15 protein-coding genes are annotated in these 17,393 nt (G+C 73.1%); 12 read left to right on the forward strand and 3 right to left on the reverse strand.

Annotation, left to right across the window (positions count from 1 at the left end; genetic code table 11):
- The first annotated feature begins 85 nt into the window (after positions 1-85).
- From ACFY2B_RS16250 to ACFY2B_RS16260, 3 genes are all read left to right on the forward strand, one after another.
- Entirely contained in the window at positions 86-1,057 is a 972-nt protein-coding gene (locus ACFY2B_RS16250; protein WP_390763769.1) for an aldo/keto reductase, read from the forward strand.
- 78 nt (positions 1,058-1,135) lie between these two features.
- A complete protein-coding gene (locus tag ACFY2B_RS16255) occupies positions 1,136-1,687 on the forward strand; it encodes a TetR/AcrR family transcriptional regulator (RefSeq protein ID WP_390763770.1) in 552 nt (183 codons plus the stop codon).
- Complete coding sequence (locus tag ACFY2B_RS16260) at positions 1,684-3,207, forward strand: MFS transporter (protein WP_390763771.1); 1,524 nt, start codon at positions 1,684-1,686, stop codon at positions 3,205-3,207. Before ACFY2B_RS16255 ends, ACFY2B_RS16260 begins: the two co-directional genes overlap by 4 nt.
- Before the next feature lie 151 nt (positions 3,208-3,358).
- Here ACFY2B_RS16260 and ACFY2B_RS16265 read toward each other — a convergent pair whose 3' ends face one another.
- Entirely contained in the window at positions 3,359-4,030 is a 672-nt protein-coding gene (locus tag ACFY2B_RS16265; RefSeq protein ID WP_390763772.1) for a lysophospholipid acyltransferase family protein, read from the reverse strand.
- A gap of 400 nt (positions 4,031-4,430) precedes the next feature.
- On the opposite strand from ACFY2B_RS16265, the gene ACFY2B_RS16270 reads away from it, so the two are divergent.
- The 3 genes from ACFY2B_RS16270 (at position 4,431) to ACFY2B_RS16280 (ending at position 6,727) form a co-directional block, all read left to right on the forward strand.
- The gene (locus ACFY2B_RS16270; RefSeq protein WP_390763773.1) at positions 4,431-5,603 is read left to right on the forward strand and encodes a glycerophosphodiester phosphodiesterase; all 1,173 of its coding nucleotides are present in this window, start codon (positions 4,431-4,433) and stop codon (positions 5,601-5,603) included.
- Between the two features lie 74 nt (positions 5,604-5,677).
- Positions 5,678-6,172: a sigma-70 family RNA polymerase sigma factor gene (locus tag ACFY2B_RS16275; protein WP_390763774.1), complete on the forward strand. Its 495-nt coding sequence runs from the start codon at positions 5,678-5,680 to the stop codon at positions 6,170-6,172.
- Between the two features lie 57 nt (positions 6,173-6,229).
- Positions 6,230-6,727, forward strand: a complete 498-nt coding sequence (locus ACFY2B_RS16280) for a GNAT family N-acetyltransferase (RefSeq protein WP_390763775.1) — start codon at positions 6,230-6,232, stop codon at positions 6,725-6,727.
- On the opposite strand, the gene ACFY2B_RS16285 is transcribed toward ACFY2B_RS16280, so the two are convergent.
- Both ACFY2B_RS16285 and ACFY2B_RS16290 read right to left on the reverse strand, forming a co-directional pair.
- Positions 6,717-7,163, reverse strand: a complete 447-nt coding sequence (locus ACFY2B_RS16285) for a hypothetical protein (RefSeq protein ID WP_376525151.1) — start codon at positions 7,161-7,163, stop codon at positions 6,717-6,719. The genes ACFY2B_RS16280 and ACFY2B_RS16285 overlap by 11 nt on opposite strands.
- The gene (locus tag ACFY2B_RS16290; protein WP_376525149.1) at positions 7,144-7,503 is read right to left on the reverse strand and encodes a hypothetical protein; all 360 of its coding nucleotides are present in this window, start codon (positions 7,501-7,503) and stop codon (positions 7,144-7,146) included. The genes ACFY2B_RS16285 and ACFY2B_RS16290 overlap by 20 nt, the downstream gene beginning before the upstream one ends.
- Positions 7,504-8,081: 578 nt before the next feature.
- Here ACFY2B_RS16290 and ACFY2B_RS16295 point away from each other — a divergent pair.
- The 6 genes from ACFY2B_RS16295 to cobT all read left to right on the forward strand — a co-directional run bounded on the left by ACFY2B_RS16295 (position 8,082) and on the right by cobT (position 17,387).
- A complete protein-coding gene (locus ACFY2B_RS16295) occupies positions 8,082-9,125 on the forward strand; it encodes a methionine ABC transporter ATP-binding protein (protein WP_390763776.1) in 1,044 nt (347 codons plus the stop codon).
- On the forward strand, positions 9,122-9,856 hold the full coding sequence (locus ACFY2B_RS16300; RefSeq protein ID WP_390763777.1) for a methionine ABC transporter permease: 735 nt from the start codon (positions 9,122-9,124) through the stop codon (positions 9,854-9,856). Before ACFY2B_RS16295 ends, ACFY2B_RS16300 begins: the two co-directional genes overlap by 4 nt.
- A gap of 91 nt (positions 9,857-9,947) precedes the next feature.
- On the forward strand, positions 9,948-10,781 hold the full coding sequence (locus ACFY2B_RS16305) for a MetQ/NlpA family ABC transporter substrate-binding protein (protein WP_390763778.1): 834 nt from the start codon (positions 9,948-9,950) through the stop codon (positions 10,779-10,781).
- 175 nt (positions 10,782-10,956) lie between these two features.
- A complete protein-coding gene (locus ACFY2B_RS16310; protein ID WP_390763779.1) occupies positions 10,957-11,595 on the forward strand; it encodes a GNAT family N-acetyltransferase in 639 nt (212 codons plus the stop codon).
- 158 nt (positions 11,596-11,753) lie between these two features.
- Positions 11,754-12,971, forward strand: coding sequence for a precorrin-6y C5,15-methyltransferase (decarboxylating) subunit CbiE (gene cbiE / locus ACFY2B_RS16315; protein ID WP_390763780.1), 1,218 nt, complete (start codon positions 11,754-11,756; stop codon positions 12,969-12,971).
- 396 nt (positions 12,972-13,367) lie between these two features.
- Positions 13,368-17,387: a nicotinate-nucleotide--dimethylbenzimidazole phosphoribosyltransferase gene (gene cobT / locus ACFY2B_RS16320; RefSeq protein WP_390763781.1), complete on the forward strand. Its 4,020-nt coding sequence runs from the start codon at positions 13,368-13,370 to the stop codon at positions 17,385-17,387.
- The last annotated feature ends 6 nt before the right edge of the window (positions 17,388-17,393 follow it).

A 17,393-nucleotide genomic window follows, 5' to 3' on the forward strand; every position in this document is an offset into this window, starting at 1 on the left:
ATGGCCACCACGCGCGCGTGCGGCCCGGCCGTCGCGGTTACGTTGGTCGTGCACGCGTGTCACAGCCGACCGAACGGAGCCCGCGATGTCCTTCGCCCGACTGGCCTCAGCGACGACGGCCACGTGCCACATCGGCCTGGGGCTCGCCGCCGTCGGACGCCCCGGGTACATCAACCTCGGCCGGGAGCGGGACCTCCCGGCCGACCGCACCGTCGGCGCCCTGCGCGAGCGCACCCACGAACTCCTCGACGCCGCCTACGCCCAGGGCGTGCGCTATGTCGACGCCGCCCGCTCCTACGGCCGCTCCGAGGAGTTCCTCGCCGACTGGCTGCGCGCCCGTCCGGACGTCACCGACGTGGTCGTCGGCAGCAAGTGGGGCTACACCTACACCGCCGACTGGTCCACCGACGCGGCGCAGCACGAGGTCAAGGACCACAGCCTGTGGACGTACGAGCGCCAGCGCGCCGAGACGGACACGCTGCTCGGCGACCGGCTCGACCTCTACCAGATCCACTCGGTGACCCCCCACAGCCCGGCCCTCGCCGACAAGGAACTCCACGCGAGGCTCGCCGAGGCCGCCGCCGGCGGTCTGACCATCGGCTTCTCCACCAGCGGCCCGGCCCAGGCGGACGCGGTCCGCGCCGCCCTCGCCGTGACGGTCGGTGGCGAGCCCCTGTTCCGTACCGTCCAGTCGACGTACAACCTCCTGGAGACGTCGGCCGCTGCGGCCCTCGCCGAGGCGCACGACGCCGGGCTCACGGTGATCGTGAAGGAGGGCATGGCCAACGGGCGGCTGGCCGCCGCGCAGGCACCGCGGGCGCTGCGGGCCGTGGCCGAGGAGACGAACCTGGGGTGCGACGCCGTCGCCCTCGCGGTGATCCTGCGCCGGCCATGGGCGGGCGTCGTCCTGTCCGGCGCCGCGACCGCCGGCCAGCTCGCCTCCAATCTCCAGGCGGCGGCCGGCGACCTGGACGAGGAGCAACTGGACCGGCTCGCCGCGCTCGCCGAGGAACCGGCCGTCTACTGGGAGCGGCGCGGACAGCTCCCCTGGCACTGAGCCCCACCGACCCCGCACTCCTGATACCGCCACGCCCTCGATGAGACATTTTCGTCTCACATGATTTACCCTCGTCTCATGGCTCTGGACCGCGACCGTGTGCTGCGCAGCGCAGCCGCCCTGCTGACCCGCAGATCCACCGCGACCATGGACGAGGTCGCCAAGGCCGCCGGGATCAGCCGGGCCACCCTGCACCGTCACTTCGCCGGGCGCGACGCACTGGTGCGCGCGCTGGAAACGCTCGGCATCGAGGAGTGCCGGGCCGCACTGGACGCGGCCCGCCCGGACGAGGGCCCGGCGAGCGACGCGGTACGGCGGCTGGTGCGGGAGATCGAGCCCGCCGCGGGCCTGCTGGCCTTCCTCTACTCCGAGAACCAGCTGTTCGAGGGCGAGGACCAGAACCAGGGCTGGGCCGGGATCGACGAGCGGATCGCTGCCCTGTTCCGCAGGGGCCAGGCGGAAGGCGAGTTCCGCATCGATCTGACCCCCGCCTGGCTCACCGAGGCGCTGTACGGCCTGCTGGCCTCCGGTGCCTGGGCGGTCCTGGCCGGCCGGGTCGCCCCCAAGGACTTCGCCCACATGATCGTCGAGCTGCTGCTCGGCGGTGCCGTACGGAGAGCGGAATCATGAGCACCACCCTGCGGGCTGCCCCGCCGACCGAGACGGAGCGGCGCCCAGGCCGCTGGCTCGCGCTCTCCGTCCTCGTACTGGCCGTGCTGCTGGTGGCCGTCGACGCGACCGTCCTCGGCCTCGCGACCCCCTTCATCAGCGAGGACCTCAGGCCCTCCGGCAACCAGCTGCTCTGGATCGGTGACGTCTACTCCTTCGTCATCGCCGGTCTGCTCGTCACCATGGGCGGCCTCGGCGACCGTATCGGCCGCAAGCGGATCCTGCTCGGCGGTGCCACGGCGTTCGGTGCGGTCTCCGTGCTCAACGCCTACGCCACCACCCCCGAGCTGATGATCCTGGCGCGGGCGCTGCTCGGTGTCGCGGGTGCCACCCTGATGCCCGCCACGCTGGCCCTGATCCGCAACCTCTTCCACGATCCGCGCGAGCGCAGCCTCGCCGTCGGCATCTGGGGCGCCATGGCCTCCGCCGGTACGGCCGTCGGCCCGATCGTGGGCGGGTTCCTGCTGGAGCACTTCTGGTGGGGCTCGGTCTTCCTCATCAACCTGCCGGTGATGGCGGTGCTCGTCCTGGTCGGCGCGAGGACGCTGCCCGAGTCCCGCAACCCGCACCCCGGCCCGTGGGACCTGGCGAGCGTGGTGCTGTCACTGGTCGGCATGATCGGCGTCGTCTACGCGATCAAGGAGGCCGCCTCGCACGGCTTCTCCCCGGCCGTCCTCGGCACGGGCCTGCTGGGCGTGGCCGCGCTGTCCGGGTTCGTGCGCCGCCAGTTCACCCTGCCGGTCCCGCTGCTGGACATGCGGCTGTTTTGGCGGCGCGGGTTCAGCGGGGCGGTCCTCGCCGACCTGCTGACCGTGCTCGGCATGTCCGGGCTGGTGTTCTTCCTCTCCCAGTACCTGCAACTGGTCCAGGGCAGACGCCCGTTCGAGGCGGGCCTCGCCGAGCTGCCGGCCGCCGTCGGCGCGGTGGTGACCGGACTGGTGGCCGGCCGGGCGGCGCGGCGCTTCTCGGTGCGGGCCGTGGTCTCCGGCGGCCTCGCCGCGGTGGGCCTGGCGCTCGCCGCGCTGACCACCCTGACCCGGACGACCGGGTATCCGCTCCTCGGCGCCGCGCTCCTGGTCGTCGGCGTGGGCGCGGGCTTCTCCTTCACGGTGACCGCCGACGTGATCCTTTCCAGCGTGCCCAAGGAGCAGGCGGGCGCCGCCTCCGCGGTCTCCGAGACGGCATACGAACTCGGCGCCGCCCTCGGCATCGCGCTGCTCGGCTCCATCGTGACGGGCGTCTACCGGGGCTTCACCGGTCCGGCGGACACCCCGGCCGTGGCCCACGAGTCACTGGGCGGCGCGGTGGAGGCGGCGTCGGACCTGCCGGCCCACACCGCGCAGGCCCTGCTGACCGCGGCCCGCGACTCCTTCGTGCAGGGGCTCCACCTGGCCGCCGGCGCCGGAGCGGTGGTCCTCCTGGCCACCTCGGCGGCAGCCTGGTTCCTCCTGAAGAACCAGAAACTGGAAAACTCCCCCTGAGAACAACACCCCACCCTGTGCACCAGCAAACCCCAGCACGACACCCCGTCAGGGGCGCGGGGAACTGCGCGAGCAACCACAACGAACCCGCACCCGAACACCCGCAGTCCTCACCCCCATCAAATCCGCCCCCAACCGCCGGAGGCCCCCGTCAGGCGGCCTTCGCCTTGGTGGCGTACATGTCCACGTACTCCTGCCCCGACAGCCGCATGACCTCCGTCATCACGGAATCGGTCACCGCCCGCAGCACATAGCGGTCCCGGTCCATCCCCTCGTACCGGGAGAACTCCATCGCCTCACCGAACCGCACGGTCACCCGCCCCGGACGCGGAATACCCCGCCCGCCCGGCTGCAGCTTGTCCGTGCCGATCATGGCGAACGGCACCACCGGCGCGCCCGTCATCAGGGTCAGGCGGGCGATGCCGGTACGGCCGCGGTAGAGCCGCCCGTCGGGGGAGCGGGTGCCCTCGGGGTAGATGCCGAACACCTTCCCCTCCTCCAGGATCCGCCGCCCGGTCATCAGCGCGGCCACGCCCCCGCTCGCCCCGTCCCGGTCCACCGGGATCATGCCGACACCGGTGAAGAACCAGGCCATCAGGCGGCCCTTGAACCCCTTGCCGGTGACGTACTCGTCCTTGCCGATGAAGAACACCTGCCGTTTGGACACCAGCGGCAGCACGATCGAGTCGATGAACGTGAGGTGGTTGCCCGCCATGATGACCGGACCGTCCCCCGGGATGTGCTCCACGCCCTCCACCTGTGGGCGGAACATCAGGCGCATGATCGGTCCGAGCACTGCCTTGATGAGCGCGAAGCGGGACAACGGGTCCTCCGATGTCGAGGGCGGTATGAGTCTTTGCAGGTGAGGACGATACTCGTGGCATGGGCGAAGCGCACATCACGTGTGTCCCGTTCACCGATGTCTTACTCACAATTGACGTGGGTTTACCTGCGGTGGCGCGCGACGGGACCGGGCGACGCGCGCGTGTCGATGTGACGGACATCGCCCGGTCGTCCGCTGGACACCCGTTCGTCCCGCCCCGGACGGCCCGTCACCCCCGGGTTCCCGGGTGACATCCGACATCACCCGGGTGTTGGGCCTGGAGTCTCCCCTGCGTCATGTCCACGCCCCTACGATCGGCGCGCACCGACGATGATTCCGGCCGGGCGCCCCGCGGCGGGGCGCCGGACACAGCGGCCGAGTGGATGGCAGGAAGGCGTTCATGAACACGCACGAGTCGAACGGTCAGACGCAGGGAACGGGACGGCGAGCGCTCCTCGGCGCCGCGGTGCTCGGCGCGGGCGGAGCGGTCCTCGGACTGCCCGGCGCCGCCCGGGCCGCGGACTCCCGGTCCGCCGGACAGGGCGGCGGCCTGAAGAGCCTGCCCGTGCCGACGGTCATCGGCCACCGGGGTGCCAGCGGCTACCGCCCCGAGCACACCTTCGGCTCCTACCAGCTGGCCCTCGACCTCGGCGCCGACATAGTCGAGGCCGGTGACCTGGTGCCCACCAAGGACGGCCACCTGGTGTGCCGGCACGAGCCGGAGATCGGCGGCACCACGGACGTCGCGGACCACCCCGAGTTCGCCGCCCGCAAGACCACCAAGGTCCTCGACGGCGTCTCCACCACCGGCTGGTTCACCGAGGACTTCACCCTCGCCGAGCTGAAGACCCTGCGTGCCGTCGAGCGCATCCCGGCCAACCGCCCGCACAACACCCTCTACAACGGACGCTGGGAGATCCCCACGTTCGAAGAGGTCCTGCAGTGGCAGGACGAGCAGACGCGCAAGCGCGGCAAGCAGGTCTGGATCTACCCGGAGACCAAGCACCCCACCTACTTCCGCAAGCTCGGCCTTGGCCTGGAGGAGCGGGTCGCCAAGCTGCTGCGCAAGTACGGCAAGGACAAGCGGAACTCGCCGGTCATCCTGCAGTCCTTCGAGCCGACCAGCATCCAGCGGCTGAACAAGCTGGTCGACAACCCACTGGTCGTCCTGCTCTCGTCGGCGGACAGCCGCCCCTACGACTTCGTCGACGCGGGCGACCCGCGCACGACCGCGGACCTGATCACCCCGAAGGGCCTGCGGGAGCTGGCCGGCTACGCGCAGGGCATCGGTCCGACCCTGGACCTGATCATCACGAAGAAGGCCGACGGCAGCCTGGACAGGACGACCACGCTCGTCGCGGACGCGCACAAGGTGGGCCTGATCCTGCACCCCTACACCATGCGCAACGAGAACCCCTTCCTGCCGAAGGAGTTCCGCAAGGGCACCGACGCGGACGCCTACGGAGACGCGTTCGGCGCGTTCAAGGCGTACTTCGCGACCGGCATCGACGGTGTGTTCACTGACAACACGGACACCGGCCTGCTCGCCCGCGCGGACTTCGTCAACGGCTGAGCGCCCGACGCCCGTTCGGGTCGATCCCCGGCCGCCCCGGCAACTGGTGCCGGGGCGGCCACGTCGTTGCGCGTATGACGCACGATCTTGTTGCCGCGCTGCGCCCGCTCCTCACCGCCGAAGCCGGTGCCGAAGCACATGCCGCGGGAACCGAACCCGCGGATCTGGAGCAGGCGGTCTGGCTGCGCCTCCTGGAGCGCCTGGCGGCCGCCGGGCCACCGCCGGACCCGCAGGGCTGGCTGCGCCGGGCCGTGCGTGCGGAGGCGCGGCGCAGCAGGCACAGGGCCCGCGTGGAGCGGCCGTACGAGACGGAGCCCGCCGACGGCGCGGCCGACGGGCCCGAACAGATGGCGCTCACCGCGGCACGCCACCGGGCGCTGCGCGAGGCGGTCCGCAGGCTGCCCGGCCGCTGCCCGCGGCTGCTGGAGGCGCTGCTGTCCCCGAAGGACCTCACCTACCGGGAGATCGCGGGGGAGTTGGGTATCTCACAGGGCAGCCTGGGGCCGGAACGTTCCAGATGTCTGGGATGTCTGCGGCGATTGCTGTCGGCGGAGATTGCGGGCCGTTGAGCGCGGGGATAGGAGTGGGGAACCACTGGCGATCAGGTGAGCGGGAGGCGTGCGCACATGGGCATGAGCGTGACCATCTCGGCGGCGACCGAGCGGGATACGGAGCAGATCTTCAGGCTCCAGTACCTGTGCTTTCAGAGCGAGGCGGCACTGTACGGGAATTACCGCATCGACCCGCTCGTCGAGACCCTCGACTCGGTCCGTGAGGAGGTCGCGGCCGACTGCGTCTTCGTCGCCCGGCTCGGCGACGAGGTGGTCGGCTCGGTCCGCGGCACGATCAGCGAGGACGGCGCGGCCGTCATCGGCAAACTCTGCGTCCACCCGCGGCTGCAGGGCCACGGCATCGGCGCCCGGCTGCTGCGCGCCGCCGAGGCCGCGCTGGCCGGTGAGCGCGGCGCCACCACGTTCCGGCTGCAGACCGGTCACCGCAGCGAGAGCAACCTGCGGCTGTACCGGCGGGTGGGCTACCAGACGGTCGGCACCTCCGAGGGCTCGGACGGCGTGCCGATGATCGTCCTGGAGAAGCCGGCCGGGACCTACGCGACTACGGCGTGACACCGGCCCGCGCCCGGCGCAGCCAGTACAGGGCCGTCAGGGGCAGCAGCACCGGAATGAAGACGTACCCCATGCCGTAGTCGGACCAGACCGTCGAGTCCGGGAAGGCGGACGGGTCGACCAGCGTCCAGGTCCCGACGGTCAGCACACCCGCGAGTTCGGCGGCGCAGCACACCAGCGCCGCCCTGCGGGCCCGTTCGCCGCCGCGCACCAGCGAGTACGTGATGAATCCGTAGACCACGCCCGCCACCGCCGACAACGAGTAGGCGAGCGGCGCCCGGTCGAACTCGGTCGCGATCTGGTAGACGGACCGCGAGACGGCTCCGACGACCATCACGCCGTAGAACCAGACGAGCAGCATCCCGGGCCCGCTGATCAGCCGTGCCTTCGCCGGCTTGCCCTCGGTCGTGGTCAACTCAGCCTCCCCAGATGTCATAGAGCCGTACCTCCAGGACGGCGAGCACCACGCCGCCCGCGGCGACCGTCACCGAGCCCCACCGGGTGCGTTCGGTCAGTGACATGAAACCCGCCGCCGGGATGCACGCGAACGCGCCCAGCAGATAGGCCACGAAGATCGTCGTCCCCTGCTCGGGGTGCTCGCCGCGGGCCAGCTGCACGATCCCGGCCACCAACTGCACCACGGCCAGCAGCGACACCACGGCCATCCCGATGAAGTGCCAGTCCTTGGTCGGCTGGTCACGGTAGGCCGCCCAGCCGCACCAGGCGGCCAGCAGCAGCGCGGCGACCCCGGTCACCAGCGTCAGGGGATTGAGCATGCGGTGACCCTATTACGGTGCGGGTGCCCGGCCGCGTCCGGGCCCGGTGCCGCCTGCGGTGGAGCCGGGGAGACGGTGGCGCGGTCCGCCCCGGCACCGTGGCGTTGGCCACAACCCGCCCCGCGCACGAGCCGGCCGCGGGCCGGGCGGCGAACCCCCGCCGGCCCTCTCCGCGCTGGTCACCGACCGTGCAGCGGAGCCCTTCGGCTTCAGCCGCCCACCGTCCGCCGCTGTCCACCGCTGTCCGGCATACGGACGGCGGCGGCCTGTCAGCACCGTAGGTCTGATTAACTGGCCGCATGACCATGACGAGCAGCCGCACCCTTGCGACCGAGGCGACCCGCACGCCCGGTGCTCGTTGTATGTGTCGAATGTGTGCCTGCTAGCGCACCCTCGCACCGCCTGAGCCCCGCGCCCCGAAGCGCGGCACGGCCGCGCGTCGTCGTGCGGCCCGCGCAGCGGCCCGGCCCCGCGCACCCGGTCCATCTCTCCCCACGCCACCGCGAGAACCGCATCGCGTCCTCGCTCGAACGCGCCCTGAGGGCACACCCACGCCCCCGACAGTGACGGAAACCCACGTGATCACCACCACGGGCCTGACCAAGGTCTACCGCACCCGCGGCCGCGAGGTCACCGCCCTCGACGGCGTCGATCTGCACGTCCGCGAGGGCGAGGTGTACGGCGTCATCGGCCAGTCAGGCGCCGGCAAGTCCTCCCTCATCCGCTGTGTCAACCTGCTGGAACGCCCCACGTCCGGGACGGTCACCGTGGCCGGCCAGGAGCTGACCGCCCTGGCCGGGCGCGGCGCCAGGGCGAACCGCGAGCTGCGCCGGGCGCGCAGCCGGATCGGCATGGTCTTCCAGCACTTCAACCTGCTGTCCTCCCGGACGGTCCAGGGCAACGTCGAACTGCCCCTCGAAATCCTCGGCAGGTCCGGGAAGGAGCGGACCCGCAAGGCGCTCGAACTCCTCGACCTGGTCGGTCTCGCCGACCTGGCCCGTGCCTATCCCGCCCAGCTCTCCGGCGGTCAGAAGCAACGCGTCGGCATCGCCCGCGCGCTGGCCGGCGACCCCGATGTGCTGCTCTCCGACGAGGCCACCAGCGCCCTCGACCCGGAGACCACGCGCTCGATCCTGCACCTGCTGCGCGACCTGAACCGGCAGCTCGGCCTCACCGTCCTGCTCATCACGCACGAGATGGACGTGGTGAAGTCGATCTGCGACTCGGCCGCCCTCATGGAGCGGGGCCGCATCGTCGAGTCCGGCACGGTCGGCGAGATCCTCGCCACCCCGGGCTCCGAACTGGCCGCCGCGCTGTTCCCCGTGGGCGGCGAGAGTTCCGGTGCCGACCGTACCGTCCTCGACATCACCTTCCACGGCGAGGCCGCCACCCAGCCGGTCGTCTCCCAGCTGTCGCGCACCTACAACATCGACATATCGATCCTCGGGGCCGCCATCGACACCATCGGCGGCCTGCAGACCGGCCGGATGCGGATCGAACTGCCCGGCCGCTACGAGGACAACGTCGTACCGATCGGGTTCCTGCGCGAACAGGGCCTCCAGATCGATGTCGTCGGCCCCGCGGGCCAGAAGTCCACGCTGGTGAAGGACGGTGCCGAATGACCGGGTCCGATTGGTCGGAGATGCAGCCGCTGCTGTCCCAGGCGTGTTGGGACACGCTCTACATGGTCGGCTGGTCCACGCTCATCGCCGTCGTCGCGGGGCTGCCGCTCGGTGTCCTGCTCGTCCTCACCGACCGCGGCGGTCCGGCCCAGAACGTCGTCGCCAACAAGGTGATCGGGCAGGTCGTGAACATCGCCCGCTCGATGCCGTTCATCATCCTGATGGTCGCGCTGATGGGCTTCACCCGCTGGGTCACCGGCACCACCATCGGCCGTGAGGCGGCCATCGTGCCGCTCGCCGTCGGCGCGATCCCGTTCTTCGCCCGGCTCGTCGAGACGGCCGTCCGGGAGGTGGACGGCGGACTGGTCGAGGCCGTACAGGCGATGGGCGGCAACACCTGGACCGTGGTGCGCAAGGTCCTGGTGCCGGAGTCCCTGCCCTCGCTGGTCTCCAGCACCACCACCACGGTCGTCGCCCTCATCGGCTACTCCGCCATGGCCGGCACCGTGGGCGCCGGCGGCCTCGGCGACATCGCCATCCGCTACGGCTACCAGCGCTTCGAGACCCAGCTGATGTGGATCACGGTCGCCGTCCTCGCGGTCGTCATCTCCGTCATCCAGTTCGCCGGCGACTACGCGGCCCGCGGACTGCACCGGCGCGGCGGCAGGTCGGGACCGGCCCCGAAGCTGCGCCTGCTCAAGGACCCGGCCGCGGACGGCGAAGCCGCCTGACCCGGCGGCGCCGCCCGGTCACCCGATCCCGCCCAGATCTCCCCGCACACCCGACAGCGGGGCCGTATCGCCCTAAGGAAAGGCACTTTTCGTGCGTAACAGCGCAAAGATCACCGCCGCCCTCCTCACCGCCGGAGCCCTCACCCTTGGGCTCACCGCCTGCGGCTCGGGCAACGACGACTCCTCCTCCGCCGGACACGACGGTCCCCTGGTCGTCGCCGCGAGCCCCACCCCGCACGCCGAGATCCTGAACTACGTCAAGGACAACCTGGCGAAGAAGGCGGGCCTCGACCTGGAGGTCAAGGAGTTCACCGACTACATCACGCCGAACACGGCGACCGAGGACGGCTCGGTGGGCGCCAACTACTTCCAGAACCAGCCCTACCTCGACGACTTCAACAAGAAGCGCGGCACCCACATCGTGCCCGTCGTCACCGTGCACCTGGAACCGCTCGGCCTCTACTCGCACAAGGTGAAGGACGCCGACGCCCTGAAGTCCGGCGCGACCGTCGCCGTCCCGAACGACACCGTCAACGAGGCCCGCGCCCTGAAACTCCTCGCCGCGAACGGCCTGATCACCCTCAAGGACGGCGTCGGCAACGAGGCCACCCCGCGGGACATCGCCGAGAACCCCAGGAACCTCACGTTCAAGGAGGTCGAGGCGGCCCAGACGCCGCGCTCCCTGGACGACGTGGACGCCGCGGTCGTCAACGGCAACTACGCCATCTCCGGCGGGCTGAGCCCCGCCAAGGACGCGCTCGTCCTGGAGTCCGCGAAGAACAACCCGTACGGCAACTTCCTCGCGGTCAAGAAGGGCAACGAGAAGGACCCGCGGGTGGTGAAGCTCGCCGGGCTCCTCACCTCGCCCGAGGTCAAGAAGTTCATCGAGGACAAGTACCAGGGGTCCGTCATCCCGTCCTTCTGAGCGGCCGGCGCCGCCGGCCGGCCGCGGACGGTGGTGCGTACACCGCGTATCGCCCGCACGGGGGTCCGCACCCGCACCGGGTGCGGACCCCCGTGGTGCGGTTCGGTGCTCCCATGCTGCATGCTGGGCAGTTCAGCAGGCCCTGAAGGCTCATCCGACGGTTACGGAGCGGCGCATGACTAGCACCTTCCCCAACATCTCCATCAGCACGGAGCGGTTGGTGCTGCGGCCCCTCGACGAGGACGACGTGCGCGAGCTGGCCGAGATGATGAACGACGAGCAGGTCGCGGCCTGGACCCATGTCCCGCAGCCGTTCACCGAGGAGGGCGCCCGCGGCTGGATCACCTCGTACGCGCCGGCCGAGCGGGCCGCCGGCCGCGGGCTCGACTTCGCGGTCACCGAGTTCCTCACCCAGCGCCTGGTCGGCGTCGTCCAGCTGACCAAGGCCAACTGGCACATCCGTTCCGTCGAACTGACGTACGTCATCGCCCCCTGGGCCCGCGGCGAGGGCTACGCCGCCGAGGCCGCCCTGGCCACCGCCCGATGGCTGTTCAACGACCAGAGGTTCGAGCGCGTCGAACTGCGCACCGCCGCGGGCAACACCGCGTCCCAGCAGGTCGCCCAGAAGATCGGCTGCATCAGCGAGGGCGTGCTGCGCAACGCCTGCATAGCCCGTGTCCGCGCCGAGGACGGCACCTGGACCGACCTGCGCACCGATTTCATCGTGTGGAGCCTCCTCCCGGAGGACCTGGAGGGCGCGGGCGAGCAACTCGCCGATACGAGCGGTTTCACCAGGTTCCCCGACTGGAACTGACCCGGCCTCCGCGACCGCGCCCGACCGGGACCTGACCCCGGCACCGCCCCGCCGCGCGCCCGGCCGGTCCACCAGGTACTCTCACCAAGCCCGCGTGCGGGCGCCCGCTCCTTGCCGGCCCGCAAGAACAACCTGCGACAACACGGGAGACAGAGGACATGGCCGACCGGGTCACGGTGATCGGCTGGGACGGCTCGCCGCTGACCGCAGCCGCGCGCTCCGCGCTGGGCGCCGCGACCCTCGTCGCGGGCGCCGCCCACCACTTGGCCCTGCCCGAGGTGCCCCCCGGCGCCGAACGCATCCGCCTCGGCAGCGTCGCCCTGGCCGCCCGCCGCATCGCCGCCCACCGCGGCACCGCGGTGGTGCTCGCCGACGGCGACCCAGGGTTCTTCGGGGTCGTACGGAGCCTGCGCGCACCCGAGTTCGGGCTGGAGGTGGAAGTCGTCCCCGCGGTCTCCGCCGTGGCCGCGGCCTTCGCTCGCGCCGGGATGCCCTGGGACGACGCCCAGGTGGTGGTCGCACACCGGCGCACCCTGCGCCGCGCGGTGAACGTGTGCCGCGCCCACACCAAGGTCGCCGTGCTCACCTCACCCGGAGCCGGGCCCGCCGAACTCGGGCTGCTGCTGGAAGGGGTGCACCGCACCTTCGTCATCTGCGAGGAACTGGGCACCGAACGCGAGCGGGTCACCGTCGTCACCTCCGACAACGCCGCCGACCACGCCTGGCGCGACCCCAACATCGTCATCGTCATCGGCGGCCCGGCCGGCACCGCGGACAGCGGCGGTTGGATCGCCGGGCGCGATCCGGGCCAGGGCCGGCGCGGCTGGGTCCAGCCCGACGAGGCGTACGGCGGCGGACTCGGCGAAGGCGAGACGGAACTGCTGCGGTCCGCCCAACTGGCCCGGCTCGGCCCGCGCGTCGGCGACCTGGTGTGGGACATCGGCTGCGGCAGCGGGGCGTTCGCCACCGAGGCCGCGCGCGCCGGCGCCGCCGTCATCGCCGTGGACCGCAGCTCCGGGGCGTGCGCCCGCACTGAGGCCGCCGCCCGCGCCTTCGGCGTGCAGCTCCAGCTCGTCCACGGCACCGCCCCGCTGGCCCTGGAGAACCTGCCCGAGCCGGACGTCGTCCGGGTCGGCGGCGGCGGAGCGGCCGTGGTCTCGGCGGTCGCCGACCGCCGCCCGCAGCGCATCGTCACACACGCCGCGACCCGGGACGCGGCCGAACTCGTCGGCCGTGACCTGACCGAGCACGGATACCGGGTCGAGTGCGCCCTGCTGCAGTCCGTCGAACTCGACACCAGGGCCTGGACGGAGACGGAGCGGAGCGTCGTGTTCCTGCTCACCGGAGAGCTGCCGGCGCGCGAAACGCCCCGCTGAGAAGCGGTGGGCGGGTGGCCGGACGACCCCGTCCGCACCGCGCCCCGTGATCCTGTTGTCGTACTGCGCGCGGTAGGCTGGCCGATCGTTGTACCGCACTCGGTGGCCCGGAAATTCGTTCGTCAATGTCCGGAAAACGCGCCGGTTTTGGGGGCAAGTGTGGTAGGGCGGACCCGGAGGGCGCGCAACGTGGCGCAGTCCACAGCGGACTGTCGCGGATCATGCTGTCGCGACGGTGGAACAGCCGGGACAATGCCACCGAATGGCTTTGTCGCCTTTTCCGGGCGGTCGTTCGTGCCGCTGGGCACGCACGCTCGTTCTTCACTGTGAGCGGTCGGTGCGCCGCTCCGGGTGAGCTGGTCGTAGGGAGCACTAACCGATGGGCGAGGGATACGCATGACCGACACCGGCCAGGTCCCGGGCGAGGGACTGCCGGAGAGCGCAGGCATGGTGGAACAGCCGGGCGTCCCCGCGCACGGTGCGTACCACTACCTCTCCGGTGCTCCCGCCGAGGACGACGAGCTGCTGCTGCCGGGCGCCCAGGGCGCCTGGGGCAACGAAGTGCCACCGCCCGCCCCGGAGCCCGTAGTCGAGGCCGTCCACGAGCCGGGGCCGCACGAGACGGCCGGCCGGGACACCGGCTCCGTCGACCTCAGCGGCGTGCGCCTGCCGGACCCCGCCTCGGTGTCCGCCGCGGCGTCCCCCGTCCTGTCGGCGCCGCCGTCCCCGCACGACCAGGCGGCGGCCTCGCGCCGTCCGCTGCACCTCGGCCCGCCGACCCCGGACGCCTCCGCGAGCCCGGTCCGCTCCCTGGCCGACCGCGGTCCCGCGGACGCGCCGGTACGGCAGCAGGGAGCGCCCGCGGCGGGACCCGAGTACCTCGATGTCCAGCCGCTGCGCGACCTGGCCCCGCAGGGCGCGGCCCCGTGGAGCGCGCCGCAGGCACCCGTGGCCCAGGCGAACACCCGGGCGTCGGTGGCGGAGACGGTTGCTCCGGCCGACCTCCCGGGACCCGGCCTCTCCGGCGTCGCCCCGCCGGCCGTGCCCAGGCTCGCGCCGGGTGCGGTCGTGGCGGGCGGCACCGCTGTGGCGGCCCGCCCGGCCCAGCCGGCCGGGCCCGCCCTGGCGACCGTCGAGGCACCGGGAAGCGGACCCGAACCGCAGGGACCTCCGGACCTCAGGACCGCCCACGGGCCAGAGCACGGCCAGGGACCTGCCCACGACGGGACGCACGCCGCCACCGACGGCCCGGCACCCGAGGGCGCGCACGGCCCGGCACCCGTGGGTGCGCAGGGTCCGGTGGCCGTGGGTGCGCAGGGTCAGGTGGCCGCGCCGGGCGGTCCGGGGAGCGGGTACGGCCCGGACGGCGGTCCCCGTCCGGACGTGGCGCCGCCCGCAGCCCCCGCACCGGGTCCGGACGGCACCCAGGGTGGTCAGGCCGTCCTCGTGACACCCGACGCGCCGCGTACCGAGGCGACTCCGGCCCCGGGAACGGTCCAGGGCACGGTGCCCCAGGAGACCGCCCCGCAGGACCCGGCCGCCGCCCACGGTGCGCAGGCCCGTCCCGAGGACGGTGCCCGGACCCCGGCCGCCCAGGCTCCGCACGCCGCCCAGGCCGTGTTCGCGCCCGAGGCCGCCCCGCACGCCGTCCAGGACCCGCAGGCCACCACCGCGGGACAGCCCGGCGTCGTGTCCGTGCCGCCCGCCACCGGCCCCGCGCCGCTGGCACCCACCGGCGACGCGGCCCAGACACCCGCCGTCGGTACCCCGACGGCGGCCCTCGGCACGCCGACGCCGGCGGCCGGCACTCCGACCGCGGCCCCCGGTACGCCGACGCCCGCGGCCGGCGTCCCCGTGCCCGGCGGCGCTCCGCAGCAGGCCGAGGCCGGCGCTCCCGCACCGGCCGAGGGGCCGCATCCCGAGCAGGCGCCGCCCGGCGCGCCCGTACCGGAGCAGGCGACCGACGGACCCCAGGGGCAGCCGTCGCAGCAGGCCGCCGCGGCGGACCCGCACGGCGCGGCCCCGGCCGGCCCGGTGCCCACGGCACCCGAGGACCCGACGGCGGCCACCCCGTCGGATCCGGCCGCCCCGGCGCACGAGGCCACCGGACCGCAGGCCGCGCCCCCGGCGCCCGAGACCGCTGAGCCGCAGACCGTACCGGGCCCGCAGACCGCGCCCGGCGCGCAGCTCCGGACGCCCGCGCAGGCCGAGCCCGGCACCGTCCCGGCGCCCACGCCCGACGAGGCCGTCCCGGCCGAGCCCGCCCGTCCCGACGAACCCGCCGCCGAGACCCCGGCCGGGGCCCCCGCCGGCCTCTCCGGCGGCGAGTCGCCGGGCGAGCCGACGCCCCCGCCGGGCGCCGCGGCCGAGCCGGACACCGAGCACACCCAGGGACAGTTCGTGCCGGTCGACGGCACCGTGCCGACGCCCCCGCACCTCGCGCCCGCGCCGCCGCAGCCCGTCGTCCTGCCCGCACAGGAACAGGGCGAACCGCAGCCGGTCCCGGCGGCCCCGCAGGAGCCGGAGCCGGTCGCCTCGGTCCCCGGACCCCGCGAGGCCGAACCCGCCGCCGCGCAGTCCGCGCCGGACGCCCCCGACGTCGTCCAGCAGGCGGCGGACCTGGAGACCAGGGCCGCCGACCAGGAGGAGGACACCGCCACGGAGCCGGCGCGTCCGCCCGCGGGACCGGCCGCCCCCGGCTACGCGGACGCCGAGCGCGAGGCCGTCCTCAAGGTCATGCGCGAGCGCCGCGACATCCGCAACGGCTTCCGCGACGACCCCATCCCGCACGAGGTGCTGCTGCGCGTCCTGGAGGCCGCCCACACCGCGCCCTCCGTCGGCCACTCGCAGCCCTGGGACTTCGTCGTCATCCGGTCCGCCGAGACCCGTCGCACCATGCACGAGCTGGCGATGCGTCAGCGCGACGCCTACGCCAAGTCGTTGCCCAAGGGCCGGGCGAAGCAGTTCAAGGAACTGAAGATCGAGGCCATCCTCGACACCCCGGTGAACATCGTCGTCACCGCCGACCCCACCCGCGGCGGCCGGCACACCCTCGGCCGGCACACCCAGCCGCAGATGGCGCCGTACTCCTCCGCGCTCGCCGTGGAGAACCTGTGGCTCGCCGCCCGGGCCGAGGGCCTGGGCGTCGGCTGGGTCAGCTTCTTCGACGAACGCGAGATGGTCCGCGCCCTCGGCCTGCCCGAGCACCTGGAGGTCGTGGCCTACCTGTGCGTGGGCTACGTCGACGAGTTCCCGGACGAGCCCGAGCTGGCCCAGGCCGGCTGGTCCAAGCGCCGCCCGCTGTCCTGGGTCGTGCACGAGGAGACGTACGGCCGCCGCGCCCTGCCCGGCGAGGACCCGCACGACCTGCTCGCCGAGACCGTCGCCGGCATCCGGCCGCTGGACGCCAAGGCGCTCGGCGAGGCATGGGAGCGCCAGAAGCGGATGACCAAGCCCGCGGGCGCGCTCGGCATGCTGGAGATCATCTCCGCGCAGCTGGCCGGCCTGTCCCGGCAGTGCCCGCCGCCGATCCCGGAGCCCGCCGCCGTCGCGGTCTTCGCCGGTGACCACGGCGTGCACGCCCAGGGCGTCACCCCCTGGCCGCAGGAGGTCACCGCCCAGATGGTGGCCAACTTCCTGGGCGGGGGAGCGGTCTGCAACGCCTTCGCGGGCCAGGTGGGCGCCGAGGTCTGCGTGGTCGACGTCGGCGTCGCCACCGACCTGCCGGCCACGCCCGGTCTGCTCCCCCGGAAGGTGCGCGCCGGCACGGCCGACATGACCACCGGTCCGGCGATGACCCGCGAGGAGGTCAAGCAGGCCATCGAGGTCGGCATCGAGACCGCCCGCGACCTGGTCGCGGCAGGCAACAAGGCCCTGCTCACGGGTGAGATGGGGATCGCGAACACCACGGCCTCGGCCGCCCTGATCGCCGTCTTCACCGGCGCCGACCCGGCCGAGGTCACCGGCCGCGGCACCGGCATCAACGACGAGACGCTGGCCCGCAAGACCGAGGTCGTCCGCCGCGCCCTGGACATGCACCAGCCGGACCCGGCCGACCCGATCGGGGTCCTCGCCGCGGTCGGCGGCCTGGAGCACGCGGCCATCGTCGGCCTGCTCCTCGGCGGCGCCTCGCTGCGTACGCCGGTGATCCTGGACGGGGTCAGCGCGGGTGCCGCCGCCCTGGTGGCCCGCGCCATCGCCCCCGAGGTGCTGGCGGCCTGCATCGCGGGTCACCGCAGCGCCGAGCCCGGTCATGTGGCCGCCCTCAACAAGCTGGGCCTGCGTCCCCTGGTCGACCTCGATCTGCGGCTCGGCGAGGGCACCGGCGCCCTGCTGGCGCTGCCGCTGGTGCAGAGCACCGCACGGGCGATGCACGAGGTGGCGACGTTCGACTCGGCGGGCGTAACTGAGAAGTAGGCGCCC

Origin of the sequence: Streptomyces sp. NPDC001270 (assembly GCF_042896695.1) — a bacterium.
Lineage (GTDB): Bacteria > Actinomycetota > Actinomycetes > Streptomycetales > Streptomycetaceae > Streptomyces.